Annotated in this window: 14 protein-coding genes; 3 read left to right on the forward strand and 11 right to left on the reverse strand. The window is 65.6% G+C overall.

The genetic code is table 11. The annotated features are described in order from the left end of the window. Positions 1-5 precede the first annotated feature (5 nt). From E8F06_RS13305 to E8F06_RS13330, 6 genes are all read right to left on the reverse strand, one after another. Positions 6-1,157 carry an efflux RND transporter periplasmic adaptor subunit gene (locus E8F06_RS13305; RefSeq protein WP_280367870.1) on the reverse strand — a complete coding sequence of 384 codons (1,152 nt, stop codon included), beginning with the start codon at positions 1,155-1,157 and terminating at the stop codon, positions 6-8. A gap of 241 nt (positions 1,158-1,398) precedes the next feature. Further along, positions 1,399-3,030: a methyl-accepting chemotaxis protein gene (locus E8F06_RS13310; protein WP_280367872.1), complete on the reverse strand. Its 1,632-nt coding sequence runs from the start codon at positions 3,028-3,030 to the stop codon at positions 1,399-1,401. Between the two features lie 292 nt (positions 3,031-3,322). Continuing rightward, positions 3,323-4,417, reverse strand: coding sequence for a DUF1513 domain-containing protein (locus E8F06_RS13315; RefSeq protein ID WP_280367874.1), 1,095 nt, complete (start codon positions 4,415-4,417; stop codon positions 3,323-3,325). A gap of 1 nt (position 4,418) precedes the next feature. Continuing rightward, positions 4,419-5,483 (reverse strand): imelysin family protein, encoded by a 1,065-nt coding sequence (locus E8F06_RS13320; RefSeq protein ID WP_280367876.1) that lies wholly within the window; start codon positions 5,481-5,483, stop codon positions 4,419-4,421. A 10-nt stretch (positions 5,484-5,493) separates the two neighbouring features. After that, the gene (locus tag E8F06_RS13325) at positions 5,494-6,921 is read right to left on the reverse strand and encodes a di-heme oxidoredictase family protein (RefSeq protein WP_280367878.1); all 1,428 of its coding nucleotides are present in this window, start codon (positions 6,919-6,921) and stop codon (positions 5,494-5,496) included. A 292-nt stretch (positions 6,922-7,213) separates the two neighbouring features. Beyond that, complete coding sequence (locus E8F06_RS13330) at positions 7,214-8,554, reverse strand: imelysin family protein (protein WP_280367879.1); 1,341 nt, start codon at positions 8,552-8,554, stop codon at positions 7,214-7,216. Positions 8,555-8,756: 202 nt separating this feature from the next. Here E8F06_RS13330 and E8F06_RS13335 point away from each other — a divergent pair, with 202 nt between their 5' ends. Together E8F06_RS13335 and E8F06_RS13340 are read left to right on the forward strand one after the other, a co-directional pair. After that, the gene (locus tag E8F06_RS13335) at positions 8,757-9,329 is read left to right on the forward strand and encodes a LemA family protein (protein WP_151136621.1); all 573 of its coding nucleotides are present in this window, start codon (positions 8,757-8,759) and stop codon (positions 9,327-9,329) included. Position 9,330: 1 nt separating this feature from the next. Further along, on the forward strand, positions 9,331-10,233 hold the full coding sequence (locus E8F06_RS13340; RefSeq protein WP_280367881.1) for a GIDE domain-containing protein: 903 nt from the start codon (positions 9,331-9,333) through the stop codon (positions 10,231-10,233). Between the two features lie 88 nt (positions 10,234-10,321). On the opposite strand, the gene E8F06_RS13345 is transcribed toward E8F06_RS13340, so the two are convergent. From E8F06_RS13345 to E8F06_RS13360, 4 genes are all read right to left on the reverse strand, one after another. Beyond that, positions 10,322-12,388 (reverse strand): GGDEF domain-containing phosphodiesterase, encoded by a 2,067-nt coding sequence (locus E8F06_RS13345; RefSeq protein ID WP_280367884.1) that lies wholly within the window; start codon positions 12,386-12,388, stop codon positions 10,322-10,324. A gap of 287 nt (positions 12,389-12,675) precedes the next feature. Beyond that, positions 12,676-13,257 carry a Fe-Mn family superoxide dismutase gene (locus E8F06_RS13350; protein ID WP_190830849.1) on the reverse strand — a complete coding sequence of 194 codons (582 nt, stop codon included), beginning with the start codon at positions 13,255-13,257 and terminating at the stop codon, positions 12,676-12,678. 205 nt (positions 13,258-13,462) lie between these two features. Further along, positions 13,463-14,065, reverse strand: coding sequence for a LysE/ArgO family amino acid transporter (locus E8F06_RS13355; RefSeq protein WP_280367887.1), 603 nt, complete (start codon positions 14,063-14,065; stop codon positions 13,463-13,465). A 5-nt stretch (positions 14,066-14,070) separates the two neighbouring features. Then, a complete protein-coding gene (locus tag E8F06_RS13360; RefSeq protein ID WP_280367889.1) occupies positions 14,071-14,478 on the reverse strand; it encodes an ACT domain-containing protein in 408 nt (135 codons plus the stop codon). 99 nt (positions 14,479-14,577) lie between these two features. Here E8F06_RS13360 and E8F06_RS13365 point away from each other — a divergent pair, with 99 nt between their 5' ends. Beyond that, complete coding sequence (locus E8F06_RS13365; protein ID WP_280367891.1) at positions 14,578-15,477, forward strand: LysR family transcriptional regulator ArgP; 900 nt, start codon at positions 14,578-14,580, stop codon at positions 15,475-15,477. A gap of 24 nt (positions 15,478-15,501) precedes the next feature. Here E8F06_RS13365 and E8F06_RS13370 read toward each other — a convergent pair whose 3' ends face one another. Continuing rightward, positions 15,502-16,542 (reverse strand): saccharopine dehydrogenase NADP-binding domain-containing protein, encoded by a 1,041-nt coding sequence (locus E8F06_RS13370; RefSeq protein WP_280368569.1) that lies wholly within the window; start codon positions 16,540-16,542, stop codon positions 15,502-15,504. Positions 16,543-16,690: the final 148 nt, after the last annotated feature.

The following is a 16,690-nucleotide window of genomic DNA, read 5'->3' on the forward strand; positions in this document are numbered from 1 at the left end:
GTCGCTTATTGGGCGCGGGCTTGTTTGTCCGGATTATTGGACAGGGTCTGGTCGGGCGCGATGGCGACGTGGGAGCCGTTATCCAGCTTGAGCTGGCCGGAAGTCACGACTTCTTCGCCAGCCTGGAGGCCCTTGAGGACCACGACCTTGCCGTCGCGGCGTTCGCCGGTTTCGACAAAGCGGCGCTCCACCACCAGCTGAGGTTGGCCGTCCTGGCCTTTCTCGGGTTCGCCCTCGGCGTTCTTCTTCTCGTCGATCACATACACCGAGTTGCCGTAGAGGGTGTAGGTGATGGCGCTTTCCGAAACCACGACGCGCTCCTGGTCGCCCGGCAGCAGTACTTCGAGATTGGCGAACATGCCCGGCAGCAGCTTGCCATCGGGGTTCGGCAGCACGGCGCGCACCTGCAGGTTGCGGGTGGCTTCCTCGACCTTGGGATTGAGCGCGGCGATGTCGCCCTCGAAGAATTCGCCCGGGAACGCGGCAACGCTGATGCGCACCTTCTGGCCAACCTTCAGCAGCGGCGCGGATTGCTCCGGCAGGAAGAAGTCGACGAACAGGGTGTTGAGGTCCTGCAGCGTGGCGATGATGGTGCCCGAGGAAAGGAAATCACCTACGTCCACCTGGCGGATGCCGATGGTGCCGGCGAAGGGCGCGACGATGCGTTTCTTGTCCATCAGGGCCTTGAGCTGGGCAACCTTGCCAGTGGCGGCCTGGAGTTCCGAGGACAGGCGGTCGAACTCGCTCTTGGAGATGTTCTGCCGGCTGACCAGGCTGCGGCCCCGCTCGAACTCGACGCGGGCCAGGGACAGTTCGGCCTCGGCGGTAGCCAGGCTGGCGCGTTCGACGTCGCTGTCCATCTGGATCAGCGGCTGGCCGACCTTGATCTTCTCGCCGGAAAGGAACAGCACGTCCTGGACAGTACCGCTGGCTTCCACGGTGAGGTCGACGCCCTGGAAGGCTTTCAGCGAACCGATGGCCGGTAGGCGGCTTTGCCAGGGCAGCTCGACGGCTTTCTCGGCGGAGACGCTGATGGGAGGCTGGGGCGCAGAGAATTGCTGGATCTGCTGGTAGATCGAGAGAAATTTATAGGCGGCAAGGGCGGCCACCACGAGGGCAACCACCCCCAGCATGATGAGCATGCGGCGGAGCAACATATTCCGGTTCCTTGGCAGGGGAAAAGAGGCCTGGGAATAGGCGAGGCAAGCACCTTAGTACCAGAGTTAGACCAAGTCAAAGGCAAGAAATTGCAGAAGATTGCCTTCAGCGGAATAGTCGTTTTGAGGTGGGGGAAATCGACGGAGATCGCGCTTTTTTAGAGCTTTTGATCAGGTGCACACCTGGCAGTTACTGATCGGTGGTCCAGAAGTGGGTGGCACGTCCCTGTGCCAGCTGCGATCAGGCGTGGAGGCGGGCGGTGAGCTGGTTGAGGTCGCCGGAAAGGCCATGCAGGTGCTGGCTGGCGCCCTGGGTGCGCTGCACGTTGCCCTCGTTGGTGGTGGCGATGGCGGTGATCTCGGTGAGGTTGCGCGAGATGTCCTCGGCCACGGAGGTCTGCTCCTCCGCCGCCGTGGCGATCTGCCGGTTCATGTCGCGGATCGCTTCCACCGCATCGGTGATGCGCTGAAGCATGGCGCCGGCCTCGGTGACCTGGGCGACGCTTTCCTCGCTGCGGGTCTGGCCGCTCTCGATGGCGCGCACGGCGTTGAGGGCGCCGGTCTGCACGGTGTCGATGATCTGGTGGATCTCGGCGGTGGATTCGGCGGTGCGCTGGGCCAGGGTGCGGACTTCGTCGGCGACCACGGCGAAGCCGCGGCCCTGATCGCCCGCGCGGGCGGCTTCGATGGCGGCGTTCAGGGCCAGCAGGTTGGTCTGCTCGGCGATGCCGCGAATCACTTCCAGCACCTTGCCGATGCGGCCGCTGTCGCTTTCCAGGCGGCGGATCACTTCGGCGGTGTTGGCGATCTCGCCGCGCATGCCGGTGATGCTGTGGATGGTCGCCTGCATCACCGCGCCACCCTGCTGCGCCGAATGATCGGCCTGGTCTGCGGCGCCGGCGGCTTCGGCGGCATGGCGCGCGACTTCCTGGGCGGTGGCCGACATCTCGTGCATGGCGGTCGCTACCTGGTCGGTGCGGGAGAACTGCTCGCGGGTGCCCTCGGCCATCAGGCTGGCGATGGCGTGGAGTTCGCCGCTCGCGTTGTCCAGTTGGTCGGTGCTCTGCTTGAGGCGGTTGAAGGTGTCGGCGAGGAAGTCCCGCAGGGTGTTGGCGGCACGGGCCAGGCGGCCGAGCTCGTCTTCGCGGGTGGCTTCCACGCGCTGCCCGAAGTTGCCCTGGCTGAGCTGGGCGATGTAGTCGATCAGCGAGGTGATGGGCGCAATCAGGTTGCGATTGATCAGCCACAAACTGAACAGGCCGATGCCGAGGCTCGACAGCAGCATGACCACGATGCCGAGGTTGACGGTGCTGTCGGCGCTGGTGCTGATGGCGTCGGACTGCTGGTTGCCACGGGCGTGCAGCTCGGCCACCAGGGCGCTCATCTGCTCGCTGGCGGCACGGTCGATACCCTTGACCGCGTTGTCCCCGCCCACCGGGTCGGCGCCCGCGGCGATGAACACGTCACGGCCCTTGCGGTAGGCGACGCCGAGGTTGCGGTGTTCGCTGCGCAGGCTCTCCACCTTGCTCCTGAGGACGCTGTCGCCCATGCCCTGGGCCTTGTCCACCAGCTTGCCGAGCACGGCCTGGACCTTGGCTTCCTGGCCTTCGAACTGGCTCCAGTACTTGTTCAGGTGCTCCTGGTCCTTGCCACGCAGGAGCACGTTCTTCCACTCCTGGACCTGCACCTTGAATTCGAGGTTGGCCTCATCCACAAGGCTTGATGCTTCCAGCGTGCCGTCCACCAGCCCGCGATAGGACTGGATGCCGCCGGAAAGGAAGTGGAAACAGGCCAGGGCGGTCAGTAGCAGCAAAAGCAGGCTGCCGCCCAGCAGGGTGAGGATCTGGCCACGCAGGGAGCGTCGCAGAGACATGGTGTTGCGCCTCTTGGAATAGGAAAGGAGATGTGGGCTCTTTACCAGACGAATGTTGCAGTTGTGCGATCGCCGGAAGGGCGCGTTGGGGCACGTCGGGCAGGCATTCACTTAGTCGGCACGGAGAGGTGCCGCTGAAGGGCGCAAACAGGGAATATGTGGGGTACGAAAGTGCCAGGAGACCAGGTGTGGCGGGGCTTTCACGTGGGGACTCTGTAGGAGCGAGCTTGCTCGCGAAGACTGTGCTCGGACTGTTCGCGAGCAAGCTCGCTCCTACAAGTACAACGGTGAGTCAGGCCAGGTGCAGGTGGTTGTCCCAGAAGCTGGCCGGCAGTTGCAGCGGCGTGGCGCTGAACTGTTCGCCACGGCAGTCGTACAGGCGGCAGCGGCCTTGGCCGGAGGTGACGACGAAGCCGTCCTTCACCGCGCCAACGCCGGCGCAGTCCGGCAGGGGCGCGTCCAGGCGCACGGCGCCGCTGTCCAGGTCCCAGATGAAGAAACGGTTGCCCCGTGGCGCGGTCAGGGCCACCAGGCGCAGTTCGTCATGGATGGCGACGCTGGCGGTGTACTGGACCATCGCCAGGCGTTGCTCGTCCTCCAGCGGGAAGGGCTGGAAGGGCTGGCCGGGACGCTTGATGGCGAGCAGGTCGGCGTGGTCGGTGGCATCACCCATGTATTGCTGGCCGGCGACGATGGTGCCGTTGGCGCCGATGGCCAGGTGGCGGATGCTGTTCATCTGTTGCGGCAGGGTTTCCTTCGATAGCAGGCTGCCGTCGCGGCGCATCAGCACCAGGCTTGGCTCCATGGCATCGAGGTTCATCTCCACCCGGCTTTCCGCTTCGGTGCGGATACCGCCGTTGGCCACCACCAGGGTTTCGCCGTCGGGCATCCAGGACACCTGGTGCGGGCCCAGGCCGTGGGTGGAAAGCTCGCCGTCGTGGATCAGCTGGCCGCCTTCGAAGCGATAGCGGCCGAGCATGCCCCGGCCCGGATCGGTGGTGTCGTTCTCGGTGGCGTAGAGCCATTCGCCGCCGCGATGCCAGACGCCATGGCCGTAGAAGTGGCGATCCTTCTGCGAAACCAGCGTCTGCAGCAGGCGGCCGTCGCGCAGGTCCACCAGGTAGCTCTCGGTACCCGGACGGCGGGCGACGAAGAGCGCTACCGGCTCGCTGGGGTGTTCGACGATGTCATGGCAGCGCTGGGCGACGCGGGTGGCGAACACCTGCGTGCCGTCCAGGCGGTAGCCGACCGCGTAATGGTGGCCGTCGGCGTCGTCGCGGGCGGAGAGCAGCAGGGGCGAATCGCCCTTGCGGCTCAGGGTCCAGCCGCCCAGGCCGACGGCACCGAGCAGCAGGCTGGCGAGGGTGAGTACCTGGCGCCGGAGCATCTCAGTCACCGTCGTTGGCGTTGAAGCCGAGCTGCACGCCCAGGGCCTTGGCCAGTTCGCCGGAGTGCAGGCGCTGGACGCGATCCAGGCTGTCGTAGAAGTCGTTGACCTGCTTGCGGCCTTCTTCGCGGGCCAGCAGCTCGCCCAGGGGCTGCTTGAGGGCGTCGAGCTTGCCACGGGCCTCGCTGTAACCGGCGTCGATCTTCTCCGCCAGGGCCTTCTGGTCATCGCCCAGCAGGCTGCGGATGCCGTGCTTGTCGACGCCCAGCCAGAGGGACTCGGCGCTGGCCAGGGAGGCGGAGATGTTGGAAAGAGAGGTTTCGCTGCGCCAGGCTTCGGCCTGCATCGGCTGGGGCAGGCCCTTGGTCTGGCGGCCCAGCGGGGTGCCGAGCTTCTTCTTCAGGGTATCCAGGGCGGTGACCTGGACGCGCAGCAGCTCGGAGATGGCTTCGTGGGAGTCGGCGTAGCGCTGGTTGGGGAACTTGCTCAGCTGGTCGAGCATGCCGTCCTTGCTGTTCCAGCGTGCAAGGATTTCCTCGGCGAGGGTCTTCTGGCGTTCACCGATGGCCTGCAGCAGCGGGCAGTAGCGCTCCTTCTGGGCGTTGTCGGCCATGTCCAGGTTGCTGTCGAAGAGGATGTACTCGTAAGCGGACAGGCCCTGCACGACCACACTGGCCTTGGCCAGGGCGGTGGCGTCGATGCTCGGCTGCGCCTTGACCAGCTGCTCTACCTGACGACCGACCAGGTTCTTCTTGTCCGGCCAGAACTGCACCTGCCACGCGCGGTTGCCTTCGGCCAGCGGGCCCACCATCAGCGGCTGCAGCTCGGCCCAGGCTTTCTGTGCAACCAGGAAGTCGGCACGTGCCTTGGCCAGGTCTTCCTTGCCGGAGCAGAAGGCGAGGGCACTGGCGGCGAGCTGGCGGTCTGCTTCGACCCAACGGCTGTAGGTGGGCAGAATCACTTCCTTGGCTAGGGCGGCCGCGGTCTGCGCCTGCTGGTCCTGCGGGGCGCAGGCGCCGAGGGCCAGTGCGGCGAGGCTGGTGAACAGCAGTTTGGGGCGGAACATGCGTGGCTCCTTATAGGGAATTCAGGAAAGCCAGCAGCGCAGCACGCTGCTCGGCGTTGTAATTCAAGACTTTCTGCTTCGCCGCTTCGGCTTCACCGCCGTGCCAGAGAATGGCTTCCAGCAGGTTGCGCGCACGGCCATCGTGCAGGAACTGGGTGTGTCCGCTCACCGCTTCGGTCAGGCCGATGCCCCACAGCGGCGGGGTGCGCCAGTCGCGGCCGCCGGCCTGGAACTCGGCGCGGCCATCGGCCAGGCCTTCTCCCATGTCGTGGAGCAGCAGGTCGCTGTAGGGACGGATCACCTGGTTGGCCAGCTCGGGTTCGGCGGCACTGGCCGCGGTGGTGAAACTCGGGGTATGGCAGGACTGGCAACCGGCCTGGCGGAACAGGCCCTTGCCATCCAGCACCTGTGCGGCGCCCACCTCGCGTCGGGCCGGCACGGCCAGGTTGCGGGTGTAGAACAGCACGAGGGACAGGATGTTGTCGCTGACTTCCGGCTCGCCACCATTCACCGCAGCCTTGCAAGCGGTCTGCGCCGCCGTGCAGTCATCCTTCGGCAGGGAAGTGGTGGTCAGGCCCATATCACCAGAGAAGGCGTGAAAATTCTGTTGGTTCAGGTTCGGCTGTCCGGCCTTCCAGCCGAAGCGGCCGAGCACCGTCTTGCCGGCTACGTCGTCCCAGACCTGGTTGGCGCGGCCGCGGATACCGTCGCCATCGCGGTCGTCCGGGTCGGCATTGGCGAGGATCGCGGATTCCGGAATCGCCTCCAGCAGGCCGAGCCCGATCATCGGCGGGGCGACCCGTGCGGAAAACAGGGTGTCAGGGTGCATCGGGCCGTAGCCGAGCCGGGTGATTTCCAGGCGCGGTTTGCGCAGCTCGACGGTGGTGCCGTCGGCGAAGGTCACCGGCACGCTGTCGTAGCTGACCCGCACCTTGCCCTCGGGCTCGACACCGGGAATCGAAACGTCCTGCAACTGGCCGCCGTACACCGGCTCCGGCACCACACCCAGGCGTTCCAGCTGCTGCGTGTGGGCCACCGAGGCGTCGGCGGGGATCGACAGGCGCACCAGCATGGACACCGAATTGTTCGCACCCGGAGCCGGAGGATGGCCACGGCCGTCCTTCACGTGGCAGTTCTGGCAGGCGTTGGTGTTGAACAGGGGGCCCAGGCCGTCGCGCGCCGTGGTGGTGGCCGGGGCAATCACCCAGGGGTTACGGAAGAAGCTGTTGCCCACGCTGAAATCCAGCCGGCGCGAAGGCGTCAGGTTGGCCGAGGGCATGGAGAAGGCGTTGTGGTCGAACTGGCGCACCGTCGCGGCGCCGCCGGAGAGCTGTTCGCCGGGCGCGGCCTGGGTAAACCGCGGAGCGTCGTCACATGCACTGAGACTGAGGGCCAGCAGCAGGGGCGACAGGCGGCGAAGGGCCGGTGGAGCGAGCATTGGCGGGGTCCGGTCGGCGAGAAACAGGCGGGCAAGCTTATCAGGACTGGGGGCTCTGAATAAGAGGGATTTGCGTTTGGCTTACACGCTGAAGCCAAGGCCTATGGGGGATTATTGTGGGGGCGAATTCATTCGCTATGCAGGCCGCAGGCCTGCTCAGAAGCCCTATTGGGGGCGCTGCGCGCCCCTTAGCGAATGAATTCGCCCCCACAGGAAAGCGGCCCACCAGCTGGAAACAAAAAAGCGGATGCGGCACTGGGCCGCATCCGCTTCTTGCTTGCTAACGCGTCGATCAGAACTGGTGATCGGCGTTGTCCGGCTTCAGGTCGGTGATGCCGAGCTTGCCGGCGGCTTCTTCGATGGCGCCGGTCTGCTTGACCAGGGAGGCGATGGCGTCACGTACCAGTTGCTGGCCGGCGGTGTTGTCGGCGGCGATCAGCTGGTCGAAGTGCACGCCCTTGTTGGCGCTGTCCACCAGGGCTTGCAGCTTGCCTTCGGTGGCTTCCAGGTCGGCCTTCACGGTGGTGTCGGTCTGGGCGTCGACCTTGGCGACCAGGGAGGACAGGCTTGGGCCGGTCAGGGTGGTGCCGTCGACCTTCTTGTACTCGCCCAGGTAGACGTTGCGGATGCCCTTGCCGTTGTAGAAGTGCGAGTTGTGGGTGTTGTCGCTGAAGCAGTCGTGCTCGTCTTCGGTGGAGTTGGCTTCCAGGGCGACCTTCATGCGTTCGCCGGCCAGTTCGCCGAGGGACAGGCTGCCCATGCCGAAGAGCATCTTGCGCAGGCCGGACTCGGCCGGTTCGGCTTCCAGCTTGGCGCGGTAGTTGTCGGCAACGCCCGCTTTCCACTGGCCGACCATGTATTCCAGGTCGGAAACCAGCAGGTCGGTCGCGGCCTTCAGGTACGCGCGACGACGCTCGGTATTGCCGCCGGTGGCGCCTTCGCCGACCACGTAGTCGGTGGCGGGACGGTTGCCGGCGCCCGGGCCGGTGCCGTTCAGGTCCTGGCCCCAGAGGAGGAATTCGATGGCGTGGTAGCCGGTGGCGACGTTGGCTTCGGAACCGCCCAGCTCGTTCAGGCTGGCCAGCTTCTCACCGGTGATCTCGGTGACGTCGATCTTGTCTTCGCCAACCTGGATGGTGGTGTTGGCGATGATGTTGGCGGTGGCGCCGGGGTTGCCCAGGGCGTGCTGGTAGTCAGTGGCGACGTAGTCGATCAGGCCTTCGTCCAGCGGCCAGGCGTTCAGTTGGCCTTCCCAGTCGTCGACCACCGGGTTGCCGAAGCGGAACACTTCGGTCTGCATGTAGGGCACGCGGGCGGCCAGCCAGGCTTCGCGGGCGGCTTTCAGGGTGTCGGCATCGGGCTTGGCGAGGAAGGCGTCAACGGCCTTCTGCAGGTTCACACCGGTGGTGTGGGCGTCGGTGAATACGGCCAGGGCGAGGTCGGCGTAGTGGGCAACGACCTTCTTGGCTTCGGCCTCGTCGACCTTGGCGGTTGCAGCCGGGGCTGCGGCAGTGCTGGTGGCGGCCGGGGCGGCGGCTTGCGGTGCTGCAGCTTCTTTCTTGTCTTCACCGCAACCGGCGAGGGCGATAGCGATGGCGAGCAGGCTGGCGGCTGCCAGGGGCTTACGAATCATGGGCGAGGTCCTTTGCTTCTGGGTGATGGCAATGTGAAGTTGCGCAAATGAAAACCGCAACATAATGCGAAAGATTTTCATTTTTGGAAAGGCTGTTGTCGGGCGTTTTGCAACAGCTGAGTACGGGGTCTCCGCATCCTTGGCCAAACACCATTAGAATCGCTGCAGCCCCCATGACCCGCAGCCTGAAGGAGAAGCCTGCATGAGTCTGACCAGCGTCGCCCTGATCGTGGTTCTGCTACTCGTCGCCGCCTATGCGGTGATCCTCTACAACGCGCTGGTGCGTCTCAAGCACGGTGTCGGCAAGGCCTGGTCGAACATCGAGGTGCTGCTCAAGCAGCGCCATGACGAGCTGCCCAAGCTGGTGGAGACCTGCAAGCAGTACATGCAGCACGAGCGCACCACCCTGGAGCGGGTGATCGCTGCGCGCAATGCGGTAGCCAGCGCCCGCGAGAAGGGCGATATCGGTGCCCTTGGCCAGGCCGAAAGCGGCCTGCGCGCCGGCCTTGGGCAACTCTTCGCCCTGGCGGAGAACTACCCGCAGTTGAAGGCCAACGAAAGCTTCCAGTTCCTCCAGCAGCGCATCAGTGGCCTGGAGAACGGCATCGCCGACCGCCGCGAGCTGTACAACGAGGCGGTGAACCTCAACAACGTGCGCATCGAGCAGTTCCCGGACGTGATCATCGCCGGCCTGTTCGGCTTCAAGGCCGCCGAGTTGCTGGAGTTCAGCGAGGCTGAAAAGGCCGACGTCGACCTCAAGAGCCTGTTCGGCTGACATGGCGGTGGATGTCGCCGGGCTGGCCATCAGCCTGGGGTTCAGCCTTGGCGCTTTCGCCGGTGGCGGCTGGTGGTGCCTGCGCCGCCTGTCGCAGGCGCGAATGCTGCTGGATACCCCGACTTCGAAGATCCGCTCCGCCGCCCAGGGCTACGTGGAGCTGTACGGCGTCCTGCACGAGCAGGGGGACGGCCAGCTCAGCGCACCGCTGACGGGCAAGCCTTGCCTGTGGTGGCGCTATCGGATCGAGGAATACAGCGAGAGCGGCAAGAGCAAGACCTGGCGGGTGGTGGACAGCGGTGTCAGCGATGCCTGGCTGCGCCTGGCCGATGCCACCGGCGAATGCCTGATCGATCCACGCGGCGCCGAGGTGCGTCCTTCCTCCCGCGAGGTCTGGAAGGGGACTTCACGTCATCCTCGTGGGCTGGTCAGGAGCGGGCTGGGCTCGTGGATCGGTAGCGGCGAATACCGCTACACCGAAGAACGCCTGCACACCGGGGAGCCGCTCTATGCCATTGGTGACTTCCACACCAGCGGTGGAGGCCGTCAGGGGCTGGATCTGAACGCCGCCCAGGGCGCCGTGATTCGCGAATGGAAGGGCGACTTCACCGGCCTGCTGACGCGCTTCGACAGCAATGGCGATGGGCAGCTGGACGAGGCGGAATGGGGCCGCGTGCGCCTGGCCGCACAGCTGGAGGCCGAAGACCGGCATCGCCGTACCAGTGCGGCGCCGGCGATGAACCACATGCGCCGTCCCAAGGAATCCCAGCCCTTCCTGCTCTCCAGTCATGGCGAAGACGTGCTGGCGCGGCAGTTCCGCTGGCAGGCGCTGTTTGGCGCGGTGTTTTGCGTGGCCGGGGCGGTGGCGACGGTCTATGTGCTGAGAGTGACTGGGCTCATGTGAGCCGCTGTCCACTCGATGGGTTTCGCTTCGCTCTACCGCATCCTACGAAAGCCATAAAGGCGCCGTCCGGTAGGCTGGGTAGAGCCCGCTAGAGCGTCGCCGGGTTGGAGGCCGCGTTGGTCAGGCGCCGGGCCTGCTTGAGGTAGAGGGTGAGTTCGCGGGCGGGCAGGGGCTTGCTGTAGAGGTAGCCCTGACCCTCGTTGCAGCCCTGGGCGATGATGTAGGCCTCCTGCTCGGCGGTTTCCACACCTTCCGCGATTACCTGCATGCCCAGGTTGCGCGCCAACTGGATGATGGCGCGGACGATGGTGGCGTCGTCCTCGTCTTCCAGCACGTCCTGCACGAAGCTCTTGTCGATCTTGATCTTGTCCAGCGGCAGGCTCTTCAGGTAGCTCAGCGACGAATAGCCGGTACCGAAGTCGTCGATCGCGATCAGCGCGCCGGAGCGGCGCAGGCTGAGCAGGTGCTGGGCGGCGGTGGAAATGTCTTCCATCAGGCCCGTTTCGGTGACTTCCATCTCCAGACTGCGTTGCGGCAGGCGGTAGACCTGCAGCAGGTTGTTCACCACCCGCGGCAGTTCGGCGTGGTGCAGCTGCACGGTGGACAGGTTGATGGCCATGCGCAGTTCGGAGAAACCCTGGTCGTGCCATTCGCGCAGTTGGCGGCAGGCCTGGTCCAGCACCCATTCGCCGATGGGAATGATCGAACCGTTCTGCTCGGCCAGCGGGATGAACAGGTCCGGCGGCACGAAACCGTGCTGCGGATGCTGCCAGCGCAGCAGGGCTTCGACGCCCACGACGCGGTGGTCGCGGTAGTCCACCTGGGGTTGGTAGACCAGGTGCATCTCGCCACGGTTGAGGGCTTCGCGCAGGTCCTTTTCCAGTTCGCGGCGGCGGCGCATCTCGCTGTCGACGCTGGCGATGTAGAACTGGTAGCGGTTGCGCGAGCGGCTCTTGGCCAGGGTCATGGTCTGCTCGGCTTTCTGCAACAGCTTCTCGGTGCTGTCGCCATCCTCGGGGAAGAGGGTGATGCCGATGGTGGCGCGCAGGCGTACTTCCTGCTGCTCCAGGGAGAAGGGCACTTCGAGATCGTCCAGCACGCTCTGGGCCAGTTCGGCGGCCTCGTACGGCTGCTCGATATCGGCCTGGACCAGGGCGAACTGGTCGCCACCCAGGCGCGCCAGGGCGCCGAGACGGCCGCTGTGGCCGCGCAGGCGGTCGGCCAGGGCGATCAGCAGTTGGTCGCCGGTCTGGTAGCTGAACTGTTCGTTGACGCCCTTGAAGTCATCCAGGCCCACGCAGAGTACGGCCACGCGCCGCTGCAGGCGGCCGGCGTCTTCGAGGATCTGGTCGAGCTGCTGCTGCAGTTGCTGGCGGTTGGGCAGGCCGGTGAGGAAGTCGTACTGGGCCATGCGCAGCAGGCTGTTCTCGGCTTCGCGGCGCAGGTGGGTGTTGCGTTCGATGGAGGCCAGCAGGTCGTTGGCGGTATTTATCCACAGGCCCAGTTCGTTTCTTTCGTTGCCCTTGAGCATGGGCAGCTTGTGTTCGCTAGGGCGGTCGGGATTGATGCTGGAGAGGTGCTCGATGATCTTCGACAGCGGCTTGGTCAGCAGCCAGTGGTACACGAGGTAGAGCACCAGGCCCATGGCCAGGGCGCGCAGTACGCCGGAGATGAAGATGATCACCGAGCTGGTGACGAAGTCTTCGCCGTAGGGGGCGGTGTCGAGGGTGATGCTGAGGTCGCCGTAGTACTCGCTGTAGGGGCTGCGGCCGACCAGTTGGGTGGTGAAGGTCTGTTCCTTGCCGAGGATGGGGTCGGTCAGCCAGCGGGTCGACAGCTCCATCAGCGGCCGGTCCTTCTCCGCCAGCATGGGTTCGTTGGGGTGGCCGATGGAGGCGTGGCGGACCGATTCGTGCTGGAACAGGCCCTCGATCACCTGCATGCCCATCTCGCGATCCAGGCTGTAGACCGCCTGGGTGGAAGGGTCGCGGAACATGCCAAGGATCCGGTTGGCGTCATTGGAAACCGCCTGCCGCGTCTTGTAGACATCGAACACGATCTGCGCGCAGCTCAGCACCACACCGACTACCAGTGCGGACAGCAGCACCACGCGCAGCAGCTTCAGTGACAAGCTGTGTTTGAGATCCAGCTTCAAATGAAAATTCCTTGTTCGATGCCGCCAGGCGTCAGACGGGTGTGAGTATTGGCAAACAGGCCCTGGCCGTCAAAGGGCCAGTACGCGAATGCCACTATTCAATACGCCGACCCACTGACGCGGTCGCCGCATTCAATTCCCCCTCGTCTTTATGTCGGTGCGAACAGGTCCGAGCTTGAGGGGGTGTCCGACAATTTTTCCCTTGTACCGCAACAAGACGACGAATGACGCACAAAAATGAAGAAACCCGGCGAATGGCCGGGTTTCTCTTACCGCTGGAGCGGGTCTCAGGCAGCGTAGTTCTTGGCTACGAAGTCCCAGTTGACCAGGTTCCAGAAGGCCTCTACGTACTTCGGACGCAGGTTGCGGTAGTCGATGTAGTAGGCGTGTTCCCATACGTCGCAGGTCAGCAGCGGGGTGTCGCCGCTGGTCAGCGGGCAACCGGCGCCGATGGTGCTGGCCAGGGCCAGGGAGCCGTCAGCCTTCTTCACCAGCCAGCCCCAGCCGGAACCGAAGGTGCCGATGGAGGTCTTGCTGAACTCTTCCTTGAACTTGTCGAAGGAACCGAAAGCGGCGTTGATGGCGTCAGCCAGGGCGCCGGTGGGCTGACCACCGCCGTTCGGGCTCAGGCAGTTCCAGTAGAAGGTGTGGTTCCAGATCTGGGCTGCGTTGTTGAAGATGCCGCCGGAAGAGGTCTTGATGATGTCTTCCAGGCTCTTGCCTTCGTACTCGGTGCCCGGAACCAGGTTGTTCAGGTTTACCACGTAGGCGTTGTGGTGCTTGCCGTGGTGGAATTCCAGGGTCTCGGCGGACAGGTGCGGCTCGAGGGCGTTTTTCTCGTAGGGCAGCGGCGGCAATTCGAAAGCCATGTCTATCTCCTTCATCAGGTCGGGATTTTTGCGCAAGGCGCGGGGCCGTTCACGGTCGGCCGAGAATGCGGCTGCGAGTTCGTACTCATTCTTGCCGCGAAGTCCGGATCATAGCACCGGGCATAGGGCTTAACCACGCAGCAAGTGTGTGGTTAAGCCGTGGCCGGCGGCTCTGGCACGCCTATCCCATCTGGACCTTCCAGGCTCAGATACCGTTCACCAATTGTGCGGCCATGCCGAACATCATCATCGCCACCGCCAGGTCGAGCAGGCGCCAGGTGGCCGGCCTTGCCAGCCAGGGTGCGAGCCAGGCGGCGCCGAGGGCCAGGGCGAAGAACCACACCAGCGAGGCACTGGCCGCGCCCAGGGCATAGGCACCGGGCGCCGTTTGCTGCGCACCGAGGGAGCCGATCAGCAGCACGGTGTCGAGGTAGACGTGGGGGTTTAGCAGGGTTACCGCCAGGGCCGCCAGCAGCACGGCGCGGCGCGAGCGAGGGCCGGCCTCGCTGGATTGGTCGAGGACGCTGGGGCTGATGGCGCGGCGCAGCGCCTGTACGCCGTACCAGAGCAGGAAAGCCACGCCGCCCCAGCGTGCAATGGCGAGCAACAGGGGATTCTGCGCCAGCAGGGTCGCCAGGCCGAAGACACCGGCGCTGACCAGCAGCGCATCACACAGTACGCACAGGGCGGCCACGGGCAGGTGGTGCTCGCGGCGCAGGCTCTGGGCCAGGACGAAGGCGTTCTGGGCACCGATGGCGATGATCAGGCCAGCGGCCACCAACAGGCCGTTCAGATAGCTCTGCCACATGGCGTTCACTCCGGCTGGGCGTTGGCCGCAAGGGCCCGCAGGGTGGATACGGCGCGCTCGGCGTCTTCGCTGGCGACGAACAGGTGATCGTGGAAATAACCGGCCACCACGTTGCAGCTCACGCCGGCCTGGGCCAGCGCGGCGGCGAAGGCGGCGGTCAGGCCGACGGCGCTGAGGGACGAATGCACCTGGAGGGTGATCCAGGCGGCGGTGTAGTCGTAGGAGAGATTCAGGCGATCGGCCTCGTCGCGTTCGAGGATCACCGTCAGCCCTTCCTGTTCGCGGAAGCTGCCCAGCGGCACGCTGCCTTGCAGGCGGGCGGCGTCGTCCAGGGTGCAGAACACGAACTGGCCGGGGTTCAGTTGCGGCGACATGTTGCGGATCAGGGTGGAGAGAGCGGTTTCGCCGGCCATGGTGCTTCCTTCAATACGACGGTTGGGATGTGGCGAGTCTGGGGCGCGGCAATGTATAAGGAAAACGAATCTTGCTGATCTCTCATTAGGAAAACTGATTTGTTCGACTACAAGTTGCTATCCGCCTTGGCGGCCGTGGTGGAGCAGGGTGGTTTCGAGCGCGCGGCCCAGTTGCTGGGGCTGTCGCAGTCCGCGGTGTCGCAGCGCATCAAATTGCTGGAGGCGCGGGTTGGCCAGCCGGTATTGGTGCGTGCCGCGCCGCCGGCTCCCACCGAGGTGGGCACCCGTCTGCTCAACCACGTGCAGCAGGTCCGCCTGCTGGAGCGCGACCTGCAACGCCAGGTACCAGCCCTGGAAGAAGGCGGCTTGCCGGAACGTCTGCGCATCGCCCTCAATGCTGACAGCCTGGCCACCTGGTGGGCTGTCGCCGTGGGGGACTTCTGCGCCGAGCAACGGGTGCTGATGGAATTGGTGATGGAAGACCAGGAGGTGGGACTCAAGCGCATGCGCGCCGGCGAGGTCGCGGCCTGTGTCTGCGCCGCCGAGCGCCCGGTGGCCGGGGCACGCAGCCTGCCGTTGGGCGCCATGCGCTATCGCGCGCTGGCCAGCCCGGCCTTCATCGAACGGCATTTCCCCAAGGGGGTGACGCCCCAGGCTCTGGCCCGCTCACCGGCCATCGTCTTCGGCCCGGATGACTTGCTGCAGCATCGCTACCTGGCGGCGCTGGGTGTGGAGGGTGGTTTCGTCCATCACCTGTGCCCCTCTTCCGAGGGCTTCGTGCGCCTGGCCGAAGGTGGATTGGGTTGGGGACTGGTGCCCGAGCAGCAAGTGGGAGCGCAATTGGCACGGGGCGAGTTGCAGGAACTGATTCCTGACCGCCCCATCGATGTGCCCCTCTATTGGCACCACTGGCGCCACGGCGGCGAGCTGCTCGGCCTGCTCACCGACCATCTGGCGGCCGCAGCGAGCCGTTGGCTGGTGCCCTTGTCCTCGCAATGACAGCGGTGCGTGCGCCCTGGATGTTCAGCTAATGCGGATGGAGCCGGAACCCGGCAACTGCTCCACGCAGCGCTCCCCCATCAGCCGCGAAGGCGTGAAATAGCCGCCTTCGCCCTGGTAATCCAGCAGATGGCGCACCGTATGGAGAACGCCATGCACCGTCACCTGGTAGCCGTTGGCGGTTTCCAGGTGCGCGACGCGGCGCTCCCCGGCGGCGTTGCGCACCTCGCCCCAGACCCAGGTGGGACGACGCAGGCGGGTGGTTTCGTCCGGCCCCGCGACGTTCCGGGTCACCAGCCCCTTCAACCTGGCCTGCAGCCAGTCGCCGGCCAGCAGGCCGCGCAGCGGGTCGATCAGGCGCATGCCCAATGCCACGGCGGCCGGGGCCGGCAGGTAGACCTCAATATTTGGAATGCTGGTGGAATAGAAGGCTGTGGCCACGTCGCCCCAGGGAATGGTCACGGCAGATTTCGCGCCACGGCCGAAGTCGATTTCGCGGCGACGGTGCCCCAGCGGTACCGGACGCAACCGGCCGTTCTCCCGTACCTGGCCGCCCAGGGCCAGCCCCTCGATGCTGGTCTTGGCGGTGCCAGGGGACAACCCGCTGTCGGAGTCGAAGCCGAGCGCCAGGTGCGTGGCGTCGGGCAGGGCGGTCTTGAGGCAGGCCGCCACACAGTCGGTGGGAATGACGTCGAAGCCTGCGCCCGGGCAGATCACGATGCCGGCTTTGCGCGCCGCCGCGTCCTGGGCATGGGCGAGGGCGAACACCGTGATTTCGCCGGTGATGTCCAGGTAATGCGCGCCGCTGGCGAGGCAGGCCTGGATCATCGGCGTGCTGGTGGCGGAGAAGGGGCCGGCGCAGTGGGCGACCACAGAGACGCCTTCCAGGCGCTCGGCGGCGTGGGCCGGGTCGTCCAGGTCGAAAACCCGGGTCGGCAGGCCGAGGCGGCTGCCCAGGGCTTCCAGCCGGGCCGGGTCGCGACCGGCGAGGATTGGCGTCAGGCCTTGTTGCAGGGCGTGCTCGGCCACCAGTTGGCCGGTGTAGCCGTAGGCGCCATAGATCATCCAGGTCTTCGTGTTCACTGCGCGGTTCCTTGGCGGTGGATTCGCAGACAAAGGTAGCCCATGGCGTTCGTTCGGGCGGGAACGATGGAAGGGGATTGCGTTCAGAGTCGTTCTATTGGCTCGCGACGCCACACCTGGCTGGTGCCCG

This window comes from Pseudomonas sp. BN411 (assembly GCF_029871235.1).
Taxonomy (GTDB): domain Bacteria; phylum Pseudomonadota; class Gammaproteobacteria; order Pseudomonadales; family Pseudomonadaceae; genus Metapseudomonas.